The sequence below is a fragment of the Gordonia sp. w5E2 genome (assembly GCF_036540975.1).
GTDB lineage: Bacteria > Actinomycetota > Actinomycetes > Mycobacteriales > Mycobacteriaceae > Gordonia > Gordonia jacobaea.
Genome location: NZ_CP144213.1, coordinates 3,290,332 through 3,311,329, shown reverse-complemented (window position 1 = coordinate 3,311,329; position 20,998 = coordinate 3,290,332). Strand labels below are relative to the sequence as shown.

The window sequence follows — 20,998 nt, the reverse complement described above, 5'->3', positions numbered from 1 at the left end:
GTCGCCCTGTCACGGTTTCGGGTGTGGTGCCGTGCAAAACGCCTTCACGCTGAACAACATTGGGTAACGTGAAAATCACGTCTGGGGCGCTGGGGCCCCGCGAACCGAGCATCGAGGCGAGGTCAGGCAATGTCACAAGCTCGTTCTGCCCCTTCATCTGATCAACACACTGCGCGGGTCATCGGCGTCAGCGTCGCAGCGGCCGTCGGCGGATTCCTCTTCGGCTTCGACAGTTCCGTGGTCAACGGCGCCGTCGACTCCATCCAGGACACCTTCGGGCTGGGATCGCTGTTCAAGGGCTTCGCCGTCGCGATCGCGCTGCTCGGTTGCGTTGTCGGTGCGTGGTTCGCCGGTCGTCTCGCCGACGTGTGGGGTCGCAAACGCGTGATGGTTCTCGGTGCGGTGATGTTCGCAGCATCGGCCATCGGAACCGCCTACACGCAGACGGTATGGGATCTGCTCATCTGGCGTGTGATCGGCGGACTCGGCATCGGTATCGCGTCGGTGATCGCTCCCGCCTACATCGCCGAGATCGCACCGGCGCGCTATCGCGGGGCGCTCGCGTCGATGCAGCAGTTGGCCATCACGCTTGGCATCTTCGCCGCGTTGTTGTCGGACAAGCTCTTTCAGCAGGCCGCGCCCGGCGGTGACCCGATGAACACGTTGTGGTGGGGGCTCGAGGCCTGGCGGTGGATGTTCCTGGTCGGCGTCATTCCCGCGGTGGTGTACGGCATTCTCGCGCTGCTGATCCCCGAATCTCCGCGGTATCTCGTCGGGCACAATCGCGACGAGGAGGCCGCCCGCATCCTGCAGGAGGTCACCGGGGAGCAGCATCCGCTCGACCGTGTCAAAGAGATCAAACTGACCGTCAAGCGTGAATCGTCGGCCAAGCTGTCGGATCTGCGCGGTCCCTCGTTCGGCCTGCATCCGCTTGTCTGGGTGGGTATCTGGCTGGCGATCTTCCAACAGTTCGTCGGTATCAACGCCATTTTCTATTATTCGACGAGCCTGTGGACGTCCGTCGGCTTCAGCACCGACTCCGCGTTCACCACGTCGGTCATCACGTCGGCGATCAATGTGGTAATGACGTTCGTGGCGATTCTGTTCGTCGACCGCATCGGGCGGCGGGTGCTGCTCCTCTGGGGTTCGGTCGGCATGTTCATCGGGCTCATCATGGCGTGCGTTGCGTTCACGCAGTCGCACTACAAGGAGACCGGTTCTGTCGGCGATACGCAGTGCACCCCGGGGAACACCAATTCCGATTGCCTGACGCTCAACGGGCACTGGGGTGTCGTGGCGCTGATCGGGGCCAACCTCTTCGTGATCGCGTTCGCCGCCACGTGGGGTCCGGTCATGTGGGTCATGCTCAGCGAGATGTTCCCCAACCGAATCCGCGGGGTCGCGCTCGGTGTGTGTACCGCCTTCAACTGGTTGGCGAACTTCACCATCTCGATGCTCTTCCCGGAGGCCAGCTCGACCCTCGGACTCGGGTGGGTCTACGGCTTCTTCGCGTTCTGTGCCGCGGCGTCGTACTTCTTCGTCAGGGCCAAGGTGCGTGAAACGAAGGGTCTCGAACTCGAGGAGATGGATGCCGTTGCGGCAGACGATCTCTCGCGCTTCGAGGCGACGAAGCGGGCCAAGTCGAGTTAGGTCAGTCGAGTTAGGTCTGAATTCAGTCGGTCTCGGCTGACCTGGCGATGTCGACGGCATCGGTGAGCAGATGCTGTGCCGCGAAATAACTTGCGAGAACCCAGACTTCGCTGAGGCGTCGCACCGTGGCGCCCGCGATCAGGTGGCGGCGGTTGAGAATCGTGAAATCTGATGCGAGGAACAACAGCCCGCCGATGCGAGCCGAAGGCTGCGGGGTATCGAGAGTGCCCGCGAGGGTCGACATCGACGCCAACGAGGTGCCGTACGGCGCCAGCACGAGCAGGGGGCGAGGTCGGTTGGCGGCCAGGATCGCAGCCGACTCGCCCAGCGCCGCCATCCTCGGTACGAACGCCTTGACCGTCGGCCGGGCACCGCGGCGCCACAGCAGTGCGCAATAGCTGAGTTGGGCGACGCCGAAAAGCGCTGCACCCGTGGCGAGTCGACGGTCTTTTGCCACGCGATCGGCTTCGGTGTCGGTCGGCGTGAACTCTTCGACGAGCATCGCGCGGTCACCTGCCGCAGAAAACGCTATGGCGCAGGCGAGTAGCGCGTCGTCGATGCCGAGACCGGTGTGGTGTCGTTCCTGTCGACGCAGCAGTGCTCGCCCCGCGAGCAGCACGAGCGGGATCGGCTTGGTGAGCGCCGCGGTGCGTCGTGTCCCGAATGCTCCCGCGACGCTCGCGGCAGCCGACGCCGCCGCGTAGGCGAGAGGAAAACTCGCCGACGCGGCTCGCTGTCGGTCCGCCATCAGCGCATGGTGGTGGCGATGAACGACCGGATGTCGTTGTCGGCCATCCGGTTTGCGCTGTCGGCAGACAGGGTCAGATACGGTCGCGGGGAGACCTGCCTGTCGGCCATCCGGGCGTCGTTGATGTAGTTCAGTGTCAGGGGCACGATCACGGACGGGTCGACGAGGCCCTGCGTCATCATCACCGGTCGGGTGAACCCACGGACCGGCAACACCGAGGCTGCCTCGAGAACGCCTGCGAGCTCGCGGTTTCCCGAAAGTGGTTTGGAGAACAGCGATCCCAGTGATATGCCGTCGACCTCGCGGGTCAGATCGGCGACGCACAGTTGCGCGGCGCGGTTCAACCAGCTTCTGCCGCTCTCGGTGAGGTAGTCGACGACGTCGACGGACGGGCGTGCGCTGCTGATGGCGCTCAGGGTGTAGAGGGCGTCGGCCGTCAGCCCGGCGGGCAGGTTGACGGTACCCGGGCCGAGTTTGGTGAGCAGCGACGAGAATTGGGCCGGGATCGACGATGCGGCGGCACCGCGGAAGTCCAGAGTGGAGCCACCGAGTGTTTGGCCGATTCGAGCGAGTGTGACGGCGGCCGCAGCACCCTGCCCCTGACCGACGACGGCCCAGCGACGCGAGACATCGCTGCGTAACGATTGGGTGGCGCGCACGGCGTCGACGATATTGCGGGCGGTTGCGTCTGTGTCGAAATACTGTGGCGTGCCGGCGGTTCCGAGTCCTGCGTAGTCGGTGCTCACCACAGCGTATCCGCGCGACAGCCATGCGCGTGCCTGGTCGAGATCGGCGACGGTCGGCCGCACCGACGGTGCGCACCCGTCCGCCAATCCACGCGAGCCGTGTGCCCAGGCGATCACCGGGAATCCGCCTGCGGGAACGGAACCGAAGGGGGTCAGGAGCACACCACTGGATTGTCGAGGCTTGTGATCTGCTCCGGTTGTCGCGTAGGTGAACACGGTGCCATTCGCCGCGCCGGGCACCAGATCCGGCTGCGGGATCGACCGGCGCGAGTACACCGAACCTGCCGACGCCGCGGTGGCTGTGGTTGCCCCGGTGGTCGTGGTGGCATCGACACTCGTTGTGGCGCCGGAAGTCTTGGCGGTGTCCGATGAGGACTGCGTGTTACCGCCCGACAGTGGTGGCGCGGCCGATGCCAGGGCAGGTGCTGCTGCGAGACTCACGCTGACCAAGGCTGCGCACGTCGCTACCCGAAGTGATCTGTCCGATGCGTGATTTCGCCTCCGTGGCCTCCGACGCCGAGATGACGTGGTCACTTGGCGTTCACCACGCCGACTGCGGGCAGGAAGAAGCACGAGCGTCCCGCGTTGTTCGAGGTTCCGTAGATGGCGGCGAGAACGGTGCCGCTTCCGGTCTTGACCGGTGCGAGGCGCACACCGGACAGCAACGGCTGCAGGGCCTTCGCGCGTGCATCCGTCACCGGGGCGAGCTTCTCGAAGCCGCCCTGGAGGGTCGAGGTGTTGAACCACGCGACCTGCATCTGGCCGTCGTCGGCCGTGCCGGTGCCCATGGTGGCCGGGACGAATGCGAATGCGGTCTCACCCTTGTCGACGAGGTTCAGCTTCTCCGGCAACGTGATGCCGGGGATGAGTTTCAGCAGCGGCGCCAGGGGCTCGACGACCTTCATCGGCTCATCCTTGGCGGGCCACGGTCCGGGGGCCGCACCGGCGGCGCCTGTCACGAGCCCGAGCGGGTTGTCTTCGGTCGGCGTCGCGCAGAACGGTGCGATGGCGGGCGAGAACGGTTGGATGCCGAGCAATTTGAGAACGGACCCGACGTCGGAACCGGCGACGGGATGGGGTGCGACGCCGGTGGCGCTCACGTCGCGCGAGGCCGACGCGCCACCGAGGGCAACGGAGAGGGTGTTGAGTTTGCTCTCGATGTCGGCGGTGGAGAGTTGCCCGAGCGAGGACTTCACGGCCTCGGCCGCCTTGAGTGCCATCTGGTCGACGCCTGCGGCCTTGAGTACTTTGACTGCTTCTGCGAGCTCGTGGTCGAGGGGAACGCTGCCAAGCGCCTGAGGATCGGGAGCCAGCGTCGTCGGCGGGGTGGGCGATGCGGGTGCCGCCGATGCCGTCGCCGGGACGACGAGCAGCATCGCGGCTGCCGTGACCGCTCCTGCAACGCCCACGCGGATTCGACGGCGGTTCTGCTCGCGGCGACCGGTTGCGGTGGGTTGAGCCGACATCAGCATGCTTCTCCTCGACACGACCATCAGCCCACGCGTCGTAGCGTGGTGCTGATGTGACAGATGTTTCTAGAGTTACAAGAGACCACGGTTGAGGTTGGCTCTGCAAGTCGCGAGTCCGAGCTGTGATGTGCATGCGACCCCGACGCGATCCCCGACGCTGCCCCCGAGCGATGCGATCCGACGGTCGGATCTCGGGTGCCGGAAACGACAAAGCCGGGGAAGCATGTGTTGCTTCCCCGGCCTTTGCCGAGAGTGCTACCCGGATCGGATCAGATGATCGCGAGCCCGATCGTCGGGATGATGGTGCAGCTGAGCACCTTGCCCTTGGTCTTGGTGGTCACGTCGCCGTAGATCGTGGAAATCACGCGTCCCTTACCGGTGGATGCGATCCCGGTGAACGTGCCCGGTCCGTCGGTCGCGTTGATCAACGCGTTGCGCTTGAGCTGGAACTGGCCGGTGCGGCCGTTGTCGATGTTGATCCAGCTGACCAGCAGCTTGCGGGCCTGGTTGTTGATTGCGGGACCGGTGCCGAGGCTGGTGTAGACGTACCCGGCCTGTCCGCGCTTGGGGCCGGGGGCCGGCGCCTTCTGCGGACCCGCCGTCACGAGTGCGCGACCGAGGGAGTTGCCACCGCCGGGCATGCATCCGAAGCCGAGCGTCGGGTAGAGGAACTCCTGAATCTTCGGTGCGTTCGGACCCTGCGGGATCTCCGGGTCGCCGGGCTTTGCGGCCTCGATCCGGGCGACCTGCCGGCGGCCGGGCTCGCCGAGGAAGTCGGTGATCTTCTGCCAGGTGGCGGCGACCTGTGGTGGGAGTCCCGGCTGGTCGGCCATCGCGCGCGCCTGCTGCAACAGCTGCGCATTCAGCTTGCCGTCCGGTCCGGGGGTGGTGACCGAGCCGATGATCGCGGGCGCGAAGGCTCCGAGGGAATCCAGCGTGCGCTGGTCAACCTTCGTGGCCTGGGTGGGCGCAGGTGCCGCGTGCGCGAGGCTCGGGGCGGCGAGCGAAGCGGCGACGGCGACCGTTGCTGCGGCCACTGCGATGCGGGCGCGACTGGTCAGTGCTGAGAGACGCACTTGTCGGAGTCCTATCGGTTGTCGGTGTAGTTATCGGGCACTGGGACTCATCGAGCGCTATGGATATCGAGCACTGAATCTCGGTGCACTGGGGACCCTACCCGGGCGTCCTGTCCGGAAACGCCGGCGCGTCATTCTAAGCCCCGGCGATGGGGCGGTGTCCAGGGGAGCCTAACGCTGCGAGTGCCGCATTCTTGGTACAGGTGATGCAATTGTTACGAATGTTACGAAGGGACCGGCGCTGCCCGCTGGTCCTCGGAATGTCCGCGATGCACCTGGTTAGATCGACAGAAGTTCGATCAAGATCGGTCTTCTCGGTGGTGTGTCTTTACGCAGTGGTGTCGCCCGACCTCCGTTTGTGTCAGGTGGCGGTGTGTCGGACGGCGCCAATCTCGCACGCGAGGAGCACCAGGAGATGTGTGGATCGCCCGGAGATGAGGAGCGCTGGTGACAGACCGGACCGTAATGAGACGCACCCGCTGGCAGGGGAGTAAGCGCAGAAGGCTGGTGCGCACCGGTGCCGTTGCCGCAGCGGTCGTCGCAGTCGGAGCGTCGATGTTGACCGCGTGCGGCGACGATTCGTCGTCGAGTTCTCAGGTCACGCTGCTGACCCACGATTCTTTCGATCTGCCGCAATCGGTCTTCGACGAGTTCAAGAAGGAGACCGGGCAGACCCTCAAGGTCGTCAAGAGCGGCGACGCAGGCCAATTGGCGTCGACGGTGTCACTCACGCCCGGTTCGCCCAAGGGTGACGCGGTGTACGGGATCGACAACACGTTCGCGACTCGTCCCATTCAGGCCGGGGCGCTCGAGTCGTACGCGTCACCCGCTCTCGCCGACGGCGCCGACCAGTACGCGGTGCCCGATTCGAACAACGAGTTGACCGCGGTCGACCGTGGCGACGTCTGCCTCAACATCGACGACGAGTGGTACCGGCGCGAGGGGCAGACTCCGCCGAAGAGTCTGCGCGACCTGACCGATCCCACCTACGCCAAGCAGGCAGCACTGATCGACCCCGGCACGTCGTCGCCCGGCATGGCGTACCTACTCAGTACGGTCGGAGTCTTCGGTGACAACTGGCAGGACTATTGGAAGCAGGTGTCCGCGGGGGGCGCGACGATCGTGTCGGGCTGGGAGATCGCCTACAACCAGCTCTTCACCGCGGGAGAAGGCAAGGGCGACAAGCCGATAGTGCTGTCGTATGCCTCGTCGCCCGCAGCGACGCCGGGGACGAGTGCGCTGCTCGACAGTTGCTTTCGGCAGGTCGAGTACGTCGGCGTACTCAAGGGGGCTCCCAATGTGGCGGGCGCCCGCAAACTCGTCGATTTCATGCTGAGTCCTACAGTGCAGAAGGCGCTTCCGTCGTCGATGTTCGTGTACCCGGTGCAGAAGAACACGCCGTTGCCTGACGGCTGGGCACAACGCGCACCGATCCCGCAGTCGACGGTGAATCTACCGCCCGCATACATTGCGCAGAATCGGGAGACGTGGCTTCAGCAATGGCGCAGCGCAGTCGGTCGCTGAACAGCAACCGCCTCGGCCGCTGGCTGCTCGCGGCGGTGCCCGTGGTGTTTCTCGGGGTGCTCTTCGTGTGGCCGGTCGCCGCGCTCGTGTGGCGCGCGATCACCCAGAATGGCGACGCCGCAACAGGATCGGCGTCGCTGGGGGAGTTGTTCACGCGAACGCACGCGGCTCATCTGCTGGGGGTGACACTCGCCCAGGCGGCCGCGTCGACGGCGCTGGCGCTGCTGGTTGCCGTACCCATCGTCTGGTTGTCGTCGAGGCTGCGGGGAGCGTCGGCGATGATTCTGAGCGTCGTCGTGACGGTGCCGTTCGTCTTGCCGACGGTGGTGGTCGGCGTCGCGTTTCGAGCGTTGTTCGACGGCCCACTCGCGTTCGCGCACATCGGTTCCGGATGGTGGGCGGTGCTGGCCGCGCACGCCTTTCTCAACGTCGCGGTGGTCGTCAGGGTGGTCGGCGCGTCGTGGCGCGGGCTGGACACTCGTGTCGTGGACGCGGCACGCACGTTGGGTGCCGGTCGGTTTCGTGCGTGGCGGACCGTGATCGCTCCCGCCCTGCTGCCGAGCGTCGGCGCCGCCGCCACATTGATCTTCCTGTTCTGCTCGACCAGTTTCGGCGTGATCATCATCCTGGGTGGCGGCACGCTGCGCACGCTGGAAACCGAGATCTACCAACAGGCCATCGGCTACTTCCGGATTCCGGAGGCGGTGGCATTGTCGTTGCTGCAGATCGTCGTCGTGGTTGTCGCGCTTATGTTGACGCGCCTCGTCACGGCGCGGTCGCGAAGTTTCGCCACGAGCACGCGCGCGCCGCGGCGTCGTCGACTGCAGGGGTGGGCGCGAGTGTCGGCGACCCTCGCGTGGGCCTGGACGGTCCTGATCCTGGTCGTTCCGATCGTGGTGCTCGCCGTCCGCTCGGTACGCCCGGGCCGTGACGGGGCGTGGACACTCGCCGGCTATCGCGCTCTGGCCGACCCGGTCAACGGTGTCACACCACTTGCGACGCTGCGGTATTCGTTTCTCTCCGCGTTGCTCGCGATGCTGATCGCGCTTGTCGTCGGAGTCATGGCCGCGACCGCGCTGCACACCGCGCGCGGCGCCGCGCGGACGGTCGGTGCGATCCTGGCGCTCATCCCGCTCGGGATCAGCGCTGTCACACTCGGTTTCGGCTATCTGATCGTGCTGTCGGAGCTCCCCGCGCGAACATCGTCCTCGCCGTTGATCATTCCCTGCGTCCAGGCGCTCATCGCCATACCGGTCGTGATCGGGATCATCGTGCCCGCGCTCGACGCCGTTCCCGACCGCGCGCGTGCTGCTGCCGCGACGCTCGGAGCCGGCCCGCTGCGGGTACTGCGCACCATCGACCTTCCCGCGATCGGCAGGTCGTTGGCTGCCGCAGGAGGATTCGCGTTCGTGATGGCGCTCGGCGAGTTCGGTGCGACGAGCTTTCTGGCGCGCGCCGACACCACGACGCTGCCCGTATTGATCGGTTCCGCGCTGAACCGTCCCGGCGCAACACAATTGGCGACCGCAATGGCCGCGTCGATGCTGCTCGTCGTGGCGACGGCCGTGGCGATGGTCGCCGTCGAAGCGCTCAGGCCGCGGTCGGGGGCACCGCTGTGAAACTCGAACTCGAGGGCGTGCGCATCTCCTACGGTTCGCACACGGTGATCGACGGTCTCGACTGGAGCGTCGGGGCAGACGGGCTCGTGAGCGCGCTGCTCGGTCCATCGGGGTGTGGAAAGTCGACGCTGATCCGAGCCATCGCAGGTCTTGAAGAGGTTGAGCGAGGAAGCATTCGACTCGACGGAACCGATCTGGTCCGCGTGCCGCCGCACCGCAGGGACTTCGGCGTGGTGTTTCAGGACGGACAATTGTTCGGTGGCAGGAGCGTCGGCGCGAATGTCGCATACGGACTCAAGGCCAGACACATGGGCAGGTCACAGATCGCCGAGCGTGTTGCCGAGATGCTCGAACTCGTACAGTTGCCCGGTTTTGAACGGCGTGCTGTCGACGAACTGTCCGGCGGGCAGGCGCAACGCGTCGCGTTGGCGCGCGCTCTCGCGCCGCATCCCCGACTGCTGCTGCTCGACGAGCCGCTCGCCGCGCTCGATCGCAGATTGCGCGACGAGCTCGCGGTCGACATCGGCCGCGCGGTGCGGGCGACCGAGACTCCCGCGATCCTGGTCACTCACGATCACACCGAGGCGGCGCTCGTTGCAGACGCCATCTCGGTGATGAGGTCGGGCGACATCGTGCAGACGAGTCCACCTGCGCGACTGTGGAAAAGGCCGGTCGACGCGTGGACCGCGCAGTTCCTCGGATGCACGACTATCATTCCGGCGCGACGAACCGACGGCGCCATCAGCACACCGTTGGGCCTCGTCGACCCGAGAGAACTGGGCATCGAGTGTGGTTGGGAATCAGGCGAACTCGGACTTCGTGCAGAGTCGCTCGTCGCGGAGCGGCCAGGAGTGCAGCATGCGTCCGGTGACGCCGCTTCGGTCCGTGGCGAGGTCGTCGTGGTAGCCGATCTCCCGGCAGGCCAGAGAGTTCGGGTGTCGACATCGGCGGGAGAAATCGACGCGGTGTCACTGGACGGTGTGCGCGTGGGTGATTCGGTCGCGCTGCGGTTGCGTCCCGAACACGTTGCGGTGATCGGCACGTGAGCATGCGGACCGTCGTCGCGGGTGCCATCACCTCTTCCGATGGTCGACTTCTGTTGGCGCAGAGGAGTTATCCGGCTCAGGTTGCGGGTCTGTGGGAACTTCCGGGTGGCAAGGTCGAGCCCGGCGAAGAGCTGGCGGCCGCGCTGCGTCGTGAACTGCGGGAGGAGCTCGAGATCGATGTCGAGGTCGGCGCACTCCTCGCCGAGACCGTCGAACTCGCCCACGACCTGACACTTGTCGCGCTCTGGGCACGGATCGTCGACGGCGTGCCGAGGGCCGTCGAGCATTCCCGCTTGGTCTGGGTGAGCGTCGACGAACTCGAAGACATGGCCGCCTCGAACCAGTTGGTTCCTGCCGATACCGCGTGGGTGCCCGAGCTGTGCGAGGTCCTGCGCCAGAGCGACTGAGCTCCTGCGCCAGAGCGATTGAGCTCCTACGCCAGCGCGATTGAGGCGACTGTCGGCTCGGTAGATGACAATTCGGTAATCGCCGAGCGGACCCAGTCAATGCGCGGTTTACTGTCCTACACTGCTGCGTCGTGAGGCAGGCGGGTGCGCGCTTTGCGTCTATCCCGCCACGGTGGCGACGGGCCGAATCGGGTGTTCCAGACCGGGAATCGAGGGAGCGATGTCGTATCGGCGTACGGGTCGGCTTCGCAGCAGCGCGCGCCGATCGGTAGCGACCATCGGCTGCGCGCTGGCCATGACGGCGGCGGTTGCGCTGGCCGGAATGTGCGGAATGCTCGACTCCGGACGCGCCGTGGCGTCCCCCCTCGGGTCGTCCGGGTCGGCCGACAGTGGCTCGGCGGGATCGTCGGACGGCAGCGACCCGTTCTACACGCCGCCCGCCGGTCCGCTTCCCGCAGCGGGCACACTGCTTCGGACACAGTCCATGTCGACGTTCATCACCGTTCCGAACCGGGCAGGGAAGATCCCGGCGTCGGCGACGAAGATCATGTACGTGTCGACGAACGCTCTCGGTAAGAAGGTTGCGGTGAGCGGCTACTACCTCGCGCCGTCGCGTCCGTGGACCGGACCGGGACCACGGCCGCTCGTGTCCTACGGGCCGGGCGCGCACGGTATGGGCGACCAGTGTGCGCCTTCACGTTTGATCTCTTCGCCGACCGTGGCGCCTCCCGGCGGACCGATGGCCGAGATCGAAGCTCTCATCACCTACAACCTGCTCGCACGGGGTTACGGCGTTGTCAGCACGGACTACATCGGATTGGGTACGCCGGGCGTCCATACGTTCGCGATGCGGGTCGATCAGGGCGATGCGGAGATCGACGCAGCCCGCGCCGCACTGCAACTGCCGGGCGTGGATCCCGCGACAAAGGTTGCACTCGCCGGTTATTCGCAGGGCGGTGCCGCCACGGCGGCCGCGGCAGAATTGATCGACGACTACGCCCCCGACCTCGCCGAGCACGTTGTCGGGATCTACGCGGGCGGGGCGCCAACCGATCTGCGCAGTCTGCTCAATCACCTCGACGGTCAGCGCCTCGGGGGAGCGATCGGTTGGGCGATCGACGCGGCGATGGCGCTGTATCCGGATATGGCACAACAGATTCCCCCGCTACTGAACGCGGAGGGTAAGCGTGTGATGAATCTTGTTCGCGGACAGTGCATCGTGGCGACGACCCTGATCGGATCACCCAAGACGAGTACGTGGACGGCCAGCGGTAAGACGATCGGAGAGCTGATCGACTCCACCCCGGCGCTTGCCGCGCGCGTGAACGAGCAGAAGGTCGGTATGCACAAGCCCACCGACATCCCGATCCTGTTGTCCAGCAATCCAGTTGACCCGACCGTCCCCGCTTCGCAAGGTCAGACACTCTTCGCCGAGTGGTGCGCCAAGGGCCCGAAGTCGCTCGAGTACCGGAATATCGCCTTCCCGGTACTCGGAGGAACTGCGTTGGGCCACATAGCGGGTGGAGTTGCCGGGTACAACGAGGCGTACGACTGGCTCGCCGACAGATTCGCCGGGAAGGCTCCGGCGAGCGGATGCGTGCGGAAGGCGCCGTCGAACGGACTGACGACGGGCTCGGCAGGATCATCCGGCTCGTCCTGACAGAGTCCGCGTCGGCACAAACTGCCGTGCGCGGTGACCGCAGCGCGGAGTAGGTTCGTCGGCTGTGACGCAACAGCGACGGCAACGGGTCGAGCGGCTCCGCGCCACGCGTGACGTCCGCTGGCTGGCTCCCGCGCTGATGCTCGCGGGTGGCACGTCGATGTACCTCGGTGCCGCCATCGCGATAGACCTCTTCGACGCGGTGTCGCCCGCGGGTGTCGCGTGGTTGCGTATCGCCGGGGCCGCGCTCGTCCTGCTGATCGTGGTGCGTCCCGGCCGCGCCGCGTGGCAGTGGTCGCGACTGCGCCTTGCGGGCGTGTTCGGCCTGATGACGGCCGCAATGAATATCGCGTTCTACCTCGCGCTCGATCGCCTACCACTCGGCACGACAGTCGCACTGGAGTTTCTCGGTCCCATCGCGGTGGCGGCGGCCGGATCACGCACGAGGCGCGATGTCGCGGCACTGTTTGCTGCCGTGATCGGCGTGGCACTCATCGTCGATGTGCACTGGTCGGGGAGTGTGCTCGGCGTCGTGCTGGCCCTCGTGGCCGCCGCGTGTTGGGCGGGCTACATCCTGCTCGGCCGTCGCGTCGCAGTGCGCGGAGCGGGGATCGAGGATCTGACAACGGGTTTCGTTGTCGCGGCGATCGTGACCTCGCCGCTGGCGCTGACCGTCGTGCCGGCGGTGAAGGCCGGCGAGAACGTGTGGTGGCTCATCCTGCTCGCGCTGGGACTCGGAGTGCTGTCGACAGCGGTTCCGTATGCCCTCGATCAGGTCGTCCTACGGTCGGTGGGTCCGGCACGATTCGCCGTGCTGCTCGCACTGCTGCCGGTGACCGCCGCGGTGGTCGGCTTCATCGCGTTACGGCAGGTCCCCGCACTCACAGAGCTGCTCGGAATCCTCGCCGTCGCGGGGGCGATCCTGGTCCAGGCGGGTGGTCGGTAGCGGTGACGGCGGCGACCCCCGAAAGAGCACCGCAAAACCCACTCCCACCTGTGTGATCGCGCTCTCATGGTCCGAGCAGATACCCTGTTGAGCGTCGTAGAGTCCACATCCGGTGCCCGAAACCGGATCGCCGACGGCCCGCACATGCCTTCGGGACGTCGAAAAAGATGAAAGAGAGCTCAGTGAGCGCTGTCCCCAACTTCCGCAATGTCGCGATCGTCGCGCACGTCGACCATGGCAAGACCACGCTGGTCGACGCGATGCTCCGCCAGTCCGGAGTGTTCGGTGAGCGTGCCGAGCTCGTCGACCGCGTGATGGACTCCGGAGACCTCGAACGCGAGAAGGGCATCACCATTCTCGCGAAGAACACCGCGGTGCATCGTCGTCAGCCCGACGGCACCGAGGTTGTCATCAACGTCATCGACACCCCCGGTCACGCCGACTTCGGCGGCGAGGTCGAGCGCGGCCTGTCGATGGTCGACGGCGTCGTGCTGCTCGTCGACGCGTCCGAGGGTCCGCTCCCGCAGACACGCTTCGTGCTGCGCAAGGCTCTCAGCGCATCGCTGCCGGTCATCCTGCTGGTCAACAAGACCGACCGTCCCGACGCACGTATCTCGGAGGTCGTCTCCGAGACCCACGATCTGCTGCTCGACCTCGCCTCCGACCTCGACGACGAAGCCGCCGCCGCTGCCGAGCAGGTCCTCGACCTCCCGGTCCTGTACGCGTCGGGCCGCGCAGGCATCGCCAGCACGGTGGAGCCCGCGAACGGCGAGGTCCCCGAGGGCGAGAACCTCGACCCCTTCTTCGACGTCCTGATGGAGCACGTCCCCGCGCCGAAGGGCGACGCGGATGCTCCGCTGCAGGCGCACGTCACCAACCTCGACGCCTCGCCGTTCCTCGGCCGCCTCGGTCTGGTCCGCATCCACAACGGCACCCTCAAGAAGGGCCAGACCGTCTCCTGGATGCGTGAGATCACCAAGGAGGACGGCACGGCGGAGCCCGTCGTCGAGCGCGCCAAGATCACCGAGCTGCTCGCGACCGTCGGCGTCGAGCGCAGTCCCGCGGAGTCGGCCGTCGCAGGCGACATCGTGGCCATCGCCGGCATCCCCGAGATCATGATCGGCGACACCCTCGCCGACGCCGAGAACCCGGTCGCGCTGCCGCGCATCACGGTCGACGAGCCTGCCATCTCGGTCATCATCGGCACCAACACCTCACCGCTCGCCGGACGGGTGAAGGGTCACAAGCTCACCGCGCGCATGGTCAAGGACCGCCTCGACTCCGAGCTCATCGGTAACGTGTCGCTGCGCGTCGTCGACATCAATCGCCCCGACGCCTGGGAGGTCCAGGGTCGTGGTGAGCTCGCCCTGGCGATCCTCGTCGAGCAGATGCGACGCGAGGGCTTCGAACTCACCGTCGGCAAGCCGCAGGTGGTCACGCGCAAGGTCGACGGCAAGGTGCACGAGCCGTTCGAGCACCTGACGATCGACGTGCCCGAGGAGTACCTCGGTGCGGTCACTCAGTTGCTGGCCGCGCGTAAGGGTCGGATGGACCAGATGAACAACCACGGATCCGGTTGGGTCCGCATGGAGTTCCGGGTTCCCTCTCGCGGCCTGATCGGCTTCCGCACCGACTTCCTCACCGAGACCCGCGGCACCGGCATCGCCAACGCCGTGTTCGACGGCTACGACGCCTGGGCGGGCGAGATCCGCGCACGCCACACCGGTTCACTGGTCAGTGACCGCGCGGGCAGCGTGACGCCGTTCGCGATGATCCAGCTCGCCGATCGCGGAACGTTCTTCGTCAATCCGGGCGACGACACCTACGAGGGCCACGTCGTCGGCATCAACCCGCGTGCGGAAGACCTCGACATCAACGTCACCCGTGAGAAGAAGCTGACCAATATGCGTCAGTCGTCGGCAGACGTGATGGAGACGCTGGCCAAGCCGATGCACCTCGAGCTCGAGGGCGCGATGGAGTTCTGCGCCGCGGATGAGTGTGTCGAGGCGACCCCCGAGGTCGTGCGGGTGCGTAAGGTGCACCTCGATTCGTCGACGCGTGCCCGTGAGCGTTCGCGGGCCAAGTCGCGTGATCAGGCGGCCGGCTAGTCGACCTCGCGAGTGTCGGGGTGAGTACTGGGTGAACATCGGGACGTGATGGTGGGGGTGAGTGGGTGACCGGCAGGAGGCCGCCGATGCGGGCGCGAGCGGATGACCGTTCTCGACGGCGTAGGCACCTCCTGTTGGCGGTGCTGAGCGCTGTAGTGGTGGCGACGATGGCCGGGTGTATGTCCGACCCGCCGCCCCCGGTCCGCGAGACCGAGGCGCCACCGCAGACCCCCGCCGAGTACCCGACGGAGAAGACGATCTACGTCGCCACCGACTCGGTCGGCCAGGGATTCAATCCGCACCTGGCCGCCGATCAGAGCCCTGTCACGACGGCGATCGCCTCGATGACGCTGCCGAGTGCGTTCGAACCGGTTCAGACGCCGAACGGCGTCGTCTGGCAGCGCTCCGAAGCTCTGCTCACCTCGGCGGAGGTCACGTCACAGCAGCCGTTCACGGTCACCTACAAGATCCACACCAACGCGCAGTGGTCCGACGGCCTGCCCGTCACCGGCGACGATTTCAGCTACCTGTGGCAACAGATGTCGCGACAGCCCAACGTCGTCGCTCCCGCCGGCTACCGGTTGATCGACTCCGTGGAGTCGAGCAGCGGCGGCAAGGTGGTGACGGTCAAGTTCGCGCGTGCCTACCCGGCGTGGCGAGAGATGTTCACCTGGTTGCTTCCCAGTCACGTGCTGAAGGGCGCCCCCGCCGGATTCCAAACCGGTATGGACAGCGGAAAGCCGGTGTCGGCGGGTCCGTTCTCGGTCTTCTCGATCGACACCACCCGCGACGAGGTGCGCCTGATCCGAAACGACCGCTTCTGGGTGAAACCGTCGATCCTCGACCAGGTGGTGCTGCGCAGGGCGGGCACGGCGTCGCAGATGGTGGAGTCCGTACGTTCGGGCGACTCGTCGCTCGCGACGCTGGCCACCGGGCCTGCGAGTAGCGCAGAACTCGCCGCCGTCCCGGGTATCGCGACGCAGCGCTCGGCGACGTCACGAGCGTTGAGCATCAGCGTCAACGCGCGCACCCCGGTGATGAATTCGGTGGCGGTTCGTCGAGCGATCCTGGGAATGATCGACCCGGCGGTCGTCACCTACGCGGGCGCGGGCGACACCGTCGTCACGCCGTACGCGAACACCGTTCTCGCGCCGTCGGATCCGGGATACTTCGCGGTCGACCGTCAGCGCCCGGGTGCCGAGCAGATCGACGAATTGCTCGCCTCCGCGGGGTACCGGCGTGGGGCGGCCACCCCGACGTCGACGTCGTCCGCCGGTTCGTCGGCTCCCTCGAGTGCACCGGCCACCAGCTCTGCTTCCCCCTCGTCGGGAGCGCCGTCCTCCTCGACACCACCCGACCCCGCGTCGACGATGTCGCCGGTACCCGACGGTGTCGCCGGTTTCTCGAAGGACGGGCGCGACCTGGCCGTGCGCGTCGGTGCGATCAGCGGTGACGCGAGGTCGACCGCGGCTGCCGCCAACATCGTCGACCAGCTACGCAACGCCGGTGTCCGTGCCGCGGTGGTCTCGCTGCCCAATAACGAGCTGTACGGGGTAGCCCTGACCGAATCGCGCGTCGACATGGCCGTCGGCTGGACCGGACTCGGCGTGCCGCCTGCCGCTGCACTGGCGTCCCAGGTCGACTGCGATCAGCCCAAGCCGGGTACGGCACCGAGCCTCTCGACGCCGCCGACACCAACCAGCGACGCTCCCGACCAGCAGCAGCAGTCGTCGAATCAGGACGTCTACGCGTCCAACCCCTCGGGGGTCTGCGACAACGTGCTCATCGGTCTCGCGCGCGACGCGATGGCATCCGACGACCCGCTGCCTCAGCTGACCGAGGCAGAGCCCCTGCTCGCAGCGCAGTCGATTTATCTGCCGCTCTATCAGGACAGCATGATGGTGGGTGTGACGCGCAAGGTGACCGACGTTCCGCTGTCCGGACCGATTCAGGTCTCGATCTTCGGCTCGGCGAGCACATGGAACCTCCGGTGAGCGACCAGCGATCCGATCGTCGTATGTTGCTGCTTCACGCGCACCCCGACGACGAGACGATCATGACCGGTGGCACCATCGCGCGGTATCTCGCCGACGGCGTCGACGTGCGCGTTCTCACGTTCACGCTCGGCGAGGAGGGCGAGGTGATCGGCGACGAATGGGCACAGTTGGTCGCCGACGGAGGTGCCGATCAGCTCGGCGGCTATCGGATCCGCGAACTGACCGACGCGCTGGCCGCGCTCACCCCGGAGGGCGCCGCGCCACTGCGTCCGGAGTTCCTCGGCGGAGCGGGGCATTGGCGTGATTCGGGGATGGCCGGTTCGCCGTCGGCGGAGCACCCGCGTGCGCTCGCCCAAGCGCGCTTCGACGATGTCGTCGCAACTCTCGCGAACGTCATCGCCGACTTCGACCCGCAGGTTCTCGTCACTTACGACATGGCGGGCACCTACGGCCACCCCGACCACAAGATGGTCCACACGGCGTCGATGGCCGCGATACCGCTTGTCGAGGCCCGAACCGGGCGCGAGCTCATCGTCTGGGAGTCGGTGACCGAACACAGCGCGCTGCACCAGGGATTGGCCTCTGCGCGCAGCGTTCCTGACGGATGGCGGATACCCGAGGCGGGGGAGTTGCCCAGCTACGCCGACGACGAGATCGACGCCGCGATCGACATCAGCGCCGTGTACGACCGCAAGGTCGAGGGCCTGCGTGCTCATGCCACGCAGGTGACCGTTGCGCCGTCGGGAACCGAGTACGCGCTCAGCAACAACATTCTGCAACCGATCATGAGTGACGAACACTTCGTGCTGCGGTCGAGCCGTGACCGCCTCACGTCGGGACGCCGTGCTGCGGATCTCTTCTTCTTGGACCAAGCTTCTGACGGAGTGGCGTGATGCGTGTCGCCGATCGTGTGCTCCTCGGATTCCTGATCCTCGATGGATTCATCGTCGGGTTGCTCTCGGTCGGCTTCGTCTACCTGCGCCTCGGCGGAACACCCGTACCGGTCGCTGCGATCGCCGCAGGCCTGCTCAACTGCCTGCTGCTGTGCCTGGCCGCGAAGTACACCGACGGCCCGCTGCGGTACGGCCCTCTGGTGGCGTGGCTGATTGTGCTCGCCGTGGCGGGCATGGGCGGCCCGGGAGGCGACGTCATGCTCGCGCTGCAGGGCAGCACCACACTCGCGACGTTGCTACTCGTGATCATCGGACTCGGCGCACCCGTCGCGTTGCTCTGGTCGAGGCGGCTGCCGGAGGCCGAGGCCTGACCCGGTCCCGCGTCCGCCGCTGAGTCTTCTGGGTGGCGTCCGCCGGGGAAGCGGTAAGCGTGATCGTTAGAGTGTTCTGCATGGTGTTGCGCGCGTGGGCGAGTGACCGCCCCGCCCCAGTCGAATCGGTTCGGTCGGCGTTGGCCGCTGTGCGAGCCGACGCGGCGTCGGTGACCGACGCCGAGTGGGTGGCCTTGCTCGGCGCCGATGGCGACGAACTGCTCGAACTGTGCGCAGTCGCCGACGCCGCCCGCAGGGACGTCACCGATCCCGACGTCATGACCTTCGTGGTGAATCGAAACTTCGACACCGCCGTTGTCGCGGCCGACGATTCGGCCGTCTCGATCGAGGCGCTCGTCGCCGAGGCCTGGTCGCTCGGAGCCACCGAGATCTGTATGCAGGGTGCGGTACCGGGCGACGATCGCGGCGACGTCTACCTGCGAATCATCGAAAGAATCCACGCAGCATCGCCGGACATGCACCTGCACGCCTTTCGGCCACCCGAGATTCGCGACGGCGCCGAGCGCATGAACCTCGACGTCCCGGAGTTCCTCGAGCTGGCACGCAACGCGGGGCTCGGGTCCGTACCGGGCACCGCGGCACAGATCCTCGACGACGAGGTGCGGGCCGCACTGCATCCCGCAGGTGCGCCGCAGCCGGTAGCGGAGTGGGTCGAGACGATCCGCGCTGCCCACCGTGCAGGGCTGTTCTCCACCGCGACGCTGCTGTACGGCCACGTCGAGAGGCCCGAACAGGTGGTGGCACACCTGCGACTGCTCGCCAGCATCGCCGACGAAACCCGCGGCTTCCACGAGTTGATCGTCATGCCGTTGCTGCCCGAGAACGCACCACCTCACCTCGCCGACGCGGCCACCCACTCGGTCGGCGTGCGTGAGACCCGAGCTGTCCACGCGGTTGCGCGTCTGATGATGCTCGGACACATCGACCACATCCAGGTCGCCTGGACCAAGCTTGATCGCGACGTCGTCCTCGACGTCCTCGCGGGCGGCGCCGACGACATCGGTGGCTTGCTGCTCGACGGCGAGCTCTCACCCGAATCCGGCCAGGAGGCCGGTCGGACGTTGTCCGTCGACGACATCGCGGAGATCGCTCAGACGGTCGGTCGGCTGCCCCGGCAGCGACGTACCGATTACGGCGAACCGCCGCAGGGGCGTCGAATCGCGTTGCCGCAGAACGAGAATGTGCGGGCCTGCGGGTGACTGCCGACCTCTCGAGCACGCCTGACCGTCGAACTGTCGCAGAGCTCGACGTCGATGTGGTGATCGTCGGTGCGGGGTTCGCCGGGATCGGGATGGCCACAGGACTCGCCCGACGTGGCCGCGAGTCGTTCGTCGTTCTCGAGCGTGCCGACGCCGTCGGGGGAACCTGGCGCGACAACACCTATCCGGGCATTGCCTGCGACATTCCGGCACATCTCTACTCGTTCTCGTTCCGTCCGCCTGCCGATTGGTCGTCGGTCTATCCCAGCGGTGCCGAGATCCGCGAGTATCTCGAACGGACTGTCATCGACGAGGGATTCGACGACCGACTCCGACTCGGCTGCGAGCTACTCGACGCCACCTGGAATCCCGCAGCGGCCCGGTGGACGATCATGACGTCGGACGGCGAGATCACCTGCCGTGCATTGGTTCTCGCCGTGGGGCGGCTGTCGGAGCCGCGCATCCCCGACATCGAGGGACTCGACTCGTTCACCGGCGAGGTGGTCCACACCGCCGCCTGGCGCGACGACCTGCCGCTCGACGGTGCGCGCATCGGTCTGGTGGGTACGGGTGCGTCCGCGGTGCAGATCGCTCCGCATCTCGCCGAGAAGGCCGAAGAACTCGTCGTATTCTGTCGGACGCCACCGTATGTCGTGCCTCGCGACGATCGGCAGTACACCGTCGAAGAACGCGCCACCTACCTCGATCCCGCCGTCGCAGATGATGTGCGCGATCAACTGCTGCGCGACGCCGATGCCGCGTTCCGTCAGCGACTCGCGCTGCACCCGGATATCGACGAGATCCGTTCGCGCGCAAGAACTCATCTGCATTCTCAGATCGGTGATCCGGAACTCCGGTCGATCCTCACCCCCGACTACGAGATCGGATGCAAGCGCATCCTGTTGAGCGACGATTTCTATCCGACGCTTGTGCGCGACAACGTGATCCTCGAGCCGAGCGCGCTCGACACGGTGCGCGAATCCAAGGCTCGCGCCGCGAGCGGACGTTGCTACGACCTCGACCTGCTCGTGATGGCAACGGGATTCGAGGCCGCTCGACCCCCGGTCTCCACGCGCATCACCGGCGCCCGCGGCGAACGGCTCGACACGCACTGGTCTGACGGGATGACGTCGTACGCGTCGACCACCGTTCACGGTTTTCCCAACATGTTCGTGCTCGACGGCCCCAATGCCGCGCTCGGTCACAACTCCGCCATCTACATGATCGAGACCCAACTCGGCTACGTTCTCGGCGCGCTCGATGTGCTCTCCGCCGACGGCATCCGATCGTTGGAGGTCACCGCGGACGCCGAAGCCGCCTACACCGCCGAGATCGACGACCGCGCATCGTCGACGGTGTGGTTGACCGGCTGCAACAGTTGGTACGTCGATCCCGACAGCGGGAGATTGACGCTGCTGTGGCCTGGTACGGCCGTCTCGTTCCGAGAGAGAAACGGTACGTTCGATGTAGAGCCGTATGTCGTCGAGATCCGCGAGGGGTGAGCGTGGATGACAACTG

General features: G+C 66.6%; 17 protein-coding genes. 13 read left to right on the top strand and 4 right to left on the bottom strand.

Annotated elements, in window-relative coordinates; all coding sequences use genetic code 11:
* Positions 1-129: 129 nt before the first annotated feature.
* The gene (locus RND64_RS14930; RefSeq protein WP_064870363.1) at positions 130-1,650 is read left to right on the top strand and encodes a sugar porter family MFS transporter; all 1,521 of its coding nucleotides are present in this window, start codon (positions 130-132) and stop codon (positions 1,648-1,650) included.
* A 22-nt stretch (positions 1,651-1,672) separates the two neighbouring features.
* On the opposite strand, the gene RND64_RS14925 is transcribed toward RND64_RS14930, so the two are convergent.
* The 4 genes from RND64_RS14925 to RND64_RS14910 form a co-directional block, all read right to left on the bottom strand.
* Positions 1,673-2,398 carry a lysoplasmalogenase gene (locus RND64_RS14925; protein ID WP_331436111.1) on the bottom strand — a complete coding sequence of 242 codons (726 nt, stop codon included), beginning with the start codon at positions 2,396-2,398 and terminating at the stop codon, positions 1,673-1,675.
* Entirely contained in the window at positions 2,398-3,585 is a 1,188-nt protein-coding gene (locus tag RND64_RS14920) for an alpha/beta hydrolase (RefSeq protein ID WP_331436110.1), read from the bottom strand. Before RND64_RS14920 ends, RND64_RS14925 begins: the two co-directional genes overlap by 1 nt.
* 89 nt (positions 3,586-3,674) lie before the next feature.
* Positions 3,675-4,616: a hypothetical protein gene (locus RND64_RS14915; protein ID WP_442903950.1), complete on the bottom strand. Its 942-nt coding sequence runs from the start codon at positions 4,614-4,616 to the stop codon at positions 3,675-3,677.
* Between the two features lie 266 nt (positions 4,617-4,882).
* The gene (locus RND64_RS14910) at positions 4,883-5,689 is read right to left on the bottom strand and encodes an Rv1157c family protein (RefSeq protein ID WP_331436108.1); all 807 of its coding nucleotides are present in this window, start codon (positions 5,687-5,689) and stop codon (positions 4,883-4,885) included.
* 465 nt (positions 5,690-6,154) lie between these two features.
* Here RND64_RS14910 and RND64_RS14905 point away from each other — a divergent pair, with 465 nt between their 5' ends.
* The 12 genes from RND64_RS14905 (at position 6,155) to RND64_RS14850 (ending at position 20,982) form a co-directional block, all read left to right on the top strand.
* Positions 6,155-7,213, top strand: a complete 1,059-nt coding sequence (locus RND64_RS14905; RefSeq protein WP_331436676.1) for a thiamine ABC transporter substrate-binding protein — start codon at positions 6,155-6,157, stop codon at positions 7,211-7,213.
* On the top strand, positions 7,189-8,832 hold the full coding sequence (locus RND64_RS14900; protein ID WP_331436675.1) for an ABC transporter permease: 1,644 nt from the start codon (positions 7,189-7,191) through the stop codon (positions 8,830-8,832). Before RND64_RS14905 ends, RND64_RS14900 begins: the two co-directional genes overlap by 25 nt.
* The gene (locus RND64_RS14895) at positions 8,829-9,878 is read left to right on the top strand and encodes an ABC transporter ATP-binding protein (protein ID WP_331436107.1); all 1,050 of its coding nucleotides are present in this window, start codon (positions 8,829-8,831) and stop codon (positions 9,876-9,878) included. Before RND64_RS14900 ends, RND64_RS14895 begins: the two co-directional genes overlap by 4 nt.
* Positions 9,875-10,285: an NUDIX domain-containing protein gene (locus RND64_RS14890; protein ID WP_331436106.1), complete on the top strand. Its 411-nt coding sequence runs from the start codon at positions 9,875-9,877 to the stop codon at positions 10,283-10,285. The genes RND64_RS14895 and RND64_RS14890 overlap by 4 nt, the downstream gene beginning before the upstream one ends.
* Before the next feature lie 220 nt (positions 10,286-10,505).
* The gene (locus RND64_RS14885; protein WP_331436105.1) at positions 10,506-11,945 is read left to right on the top strand and encodes a lipase family protein; all 1,440 of its coding nucleotides are present in this window, start codon (positions 10,506-10,508) and stop codon (positions 11,943-11,945) included.
* A gap of 160 nt (positions 11,946-12,105) precedes the next feature.
* Positions 12,106-12,891, top strand: coding sequence for an EamA family transporter (locus RND64_RS14880; protein ID WP_331436674.1), 786 nt, complete (start codon positions 12,106-12,108; stop codon positions 12,889-12,891).
* Positions 12,892-13,073: 182 nt separating this feature from the next.
* Positions 13,074-14,999: a translational GTPase TypA gene (gene typA / locus RND64_RS14875; protein ID WP_064870355.1), complete on the top strand. Its 1,926-nt coding sequence runs from the start codon at positions 13,074-13,076 to the stop codon at positions 14,997-14,999.
* A gap of 86 nt (positions 15,000-15,085) precedes the next feature.
* Positions 15,086-16,993, top strand: a complete 1,908-nt coding sequence (locus tag RND64_RS14870; RefSeq protein WP_331436104.1) for an ABC transporter family substrate-binding protein — start codon at positions 15,086-15,088, stop codon at positions 16,991-16,993.
* A gap of 23 nt (positions 16,994-17,016) precedes the next feature.
* On the top strand, positions 17,017-17,889 hold the full coding sequence (gene mshB / locus RND64_RS14865; RefSeq protein ID WP_331436673.1) for an N-acetyl-1-D-myo-inositol-2-amino-2-deoxy-alpha-D-glucopyranoside deacetylase: 873 nt from the start codon (positions 17,017-17,019) through the stop codon (positions 17,887-17,889).
* Positions 17,889-18,260, top strand: a complete 372-nt coding sequence (locus tag RND64_RS14860) for a facilitated glucose transporter (RefSeq protein ID WP_331436103.1) — start codon at positions 17,889-17,891, stop codon at positions 18,258-18,260. Before mshB ends, RND64_RS14860 begins: the two co-directional genes overlap by 1 nt.
* A gap of 80 nt (positions 18,261-18,340) precedes the next feature.
* Positions 18,341-19,480: a radical SAM protein gene (locus RND64_RS14855; protein WP_331436102.1), complete on the top strand. Its 1,140-nt coding sequence runs from the start codon at positions 18,341-18,343 to the stop codon at positions 19,478-19,480.
* Complete coding sequence (locus RND64_RS14850) at positions 19,477-20,982, top strand: flavin-containing monooxygenase (protein ID WP_331436101.1); 1,506 nt, start codon at positions 19,477-19,479, stop codon at positions 20,980-20,982. The genes RND64_RS14855 and RND64_RS14850 overlap by 4 nt, the downstream gene beginning before the upstream one ends.
* Positions 20,983-20,998 lie beyond the last annotated feature (16 nt).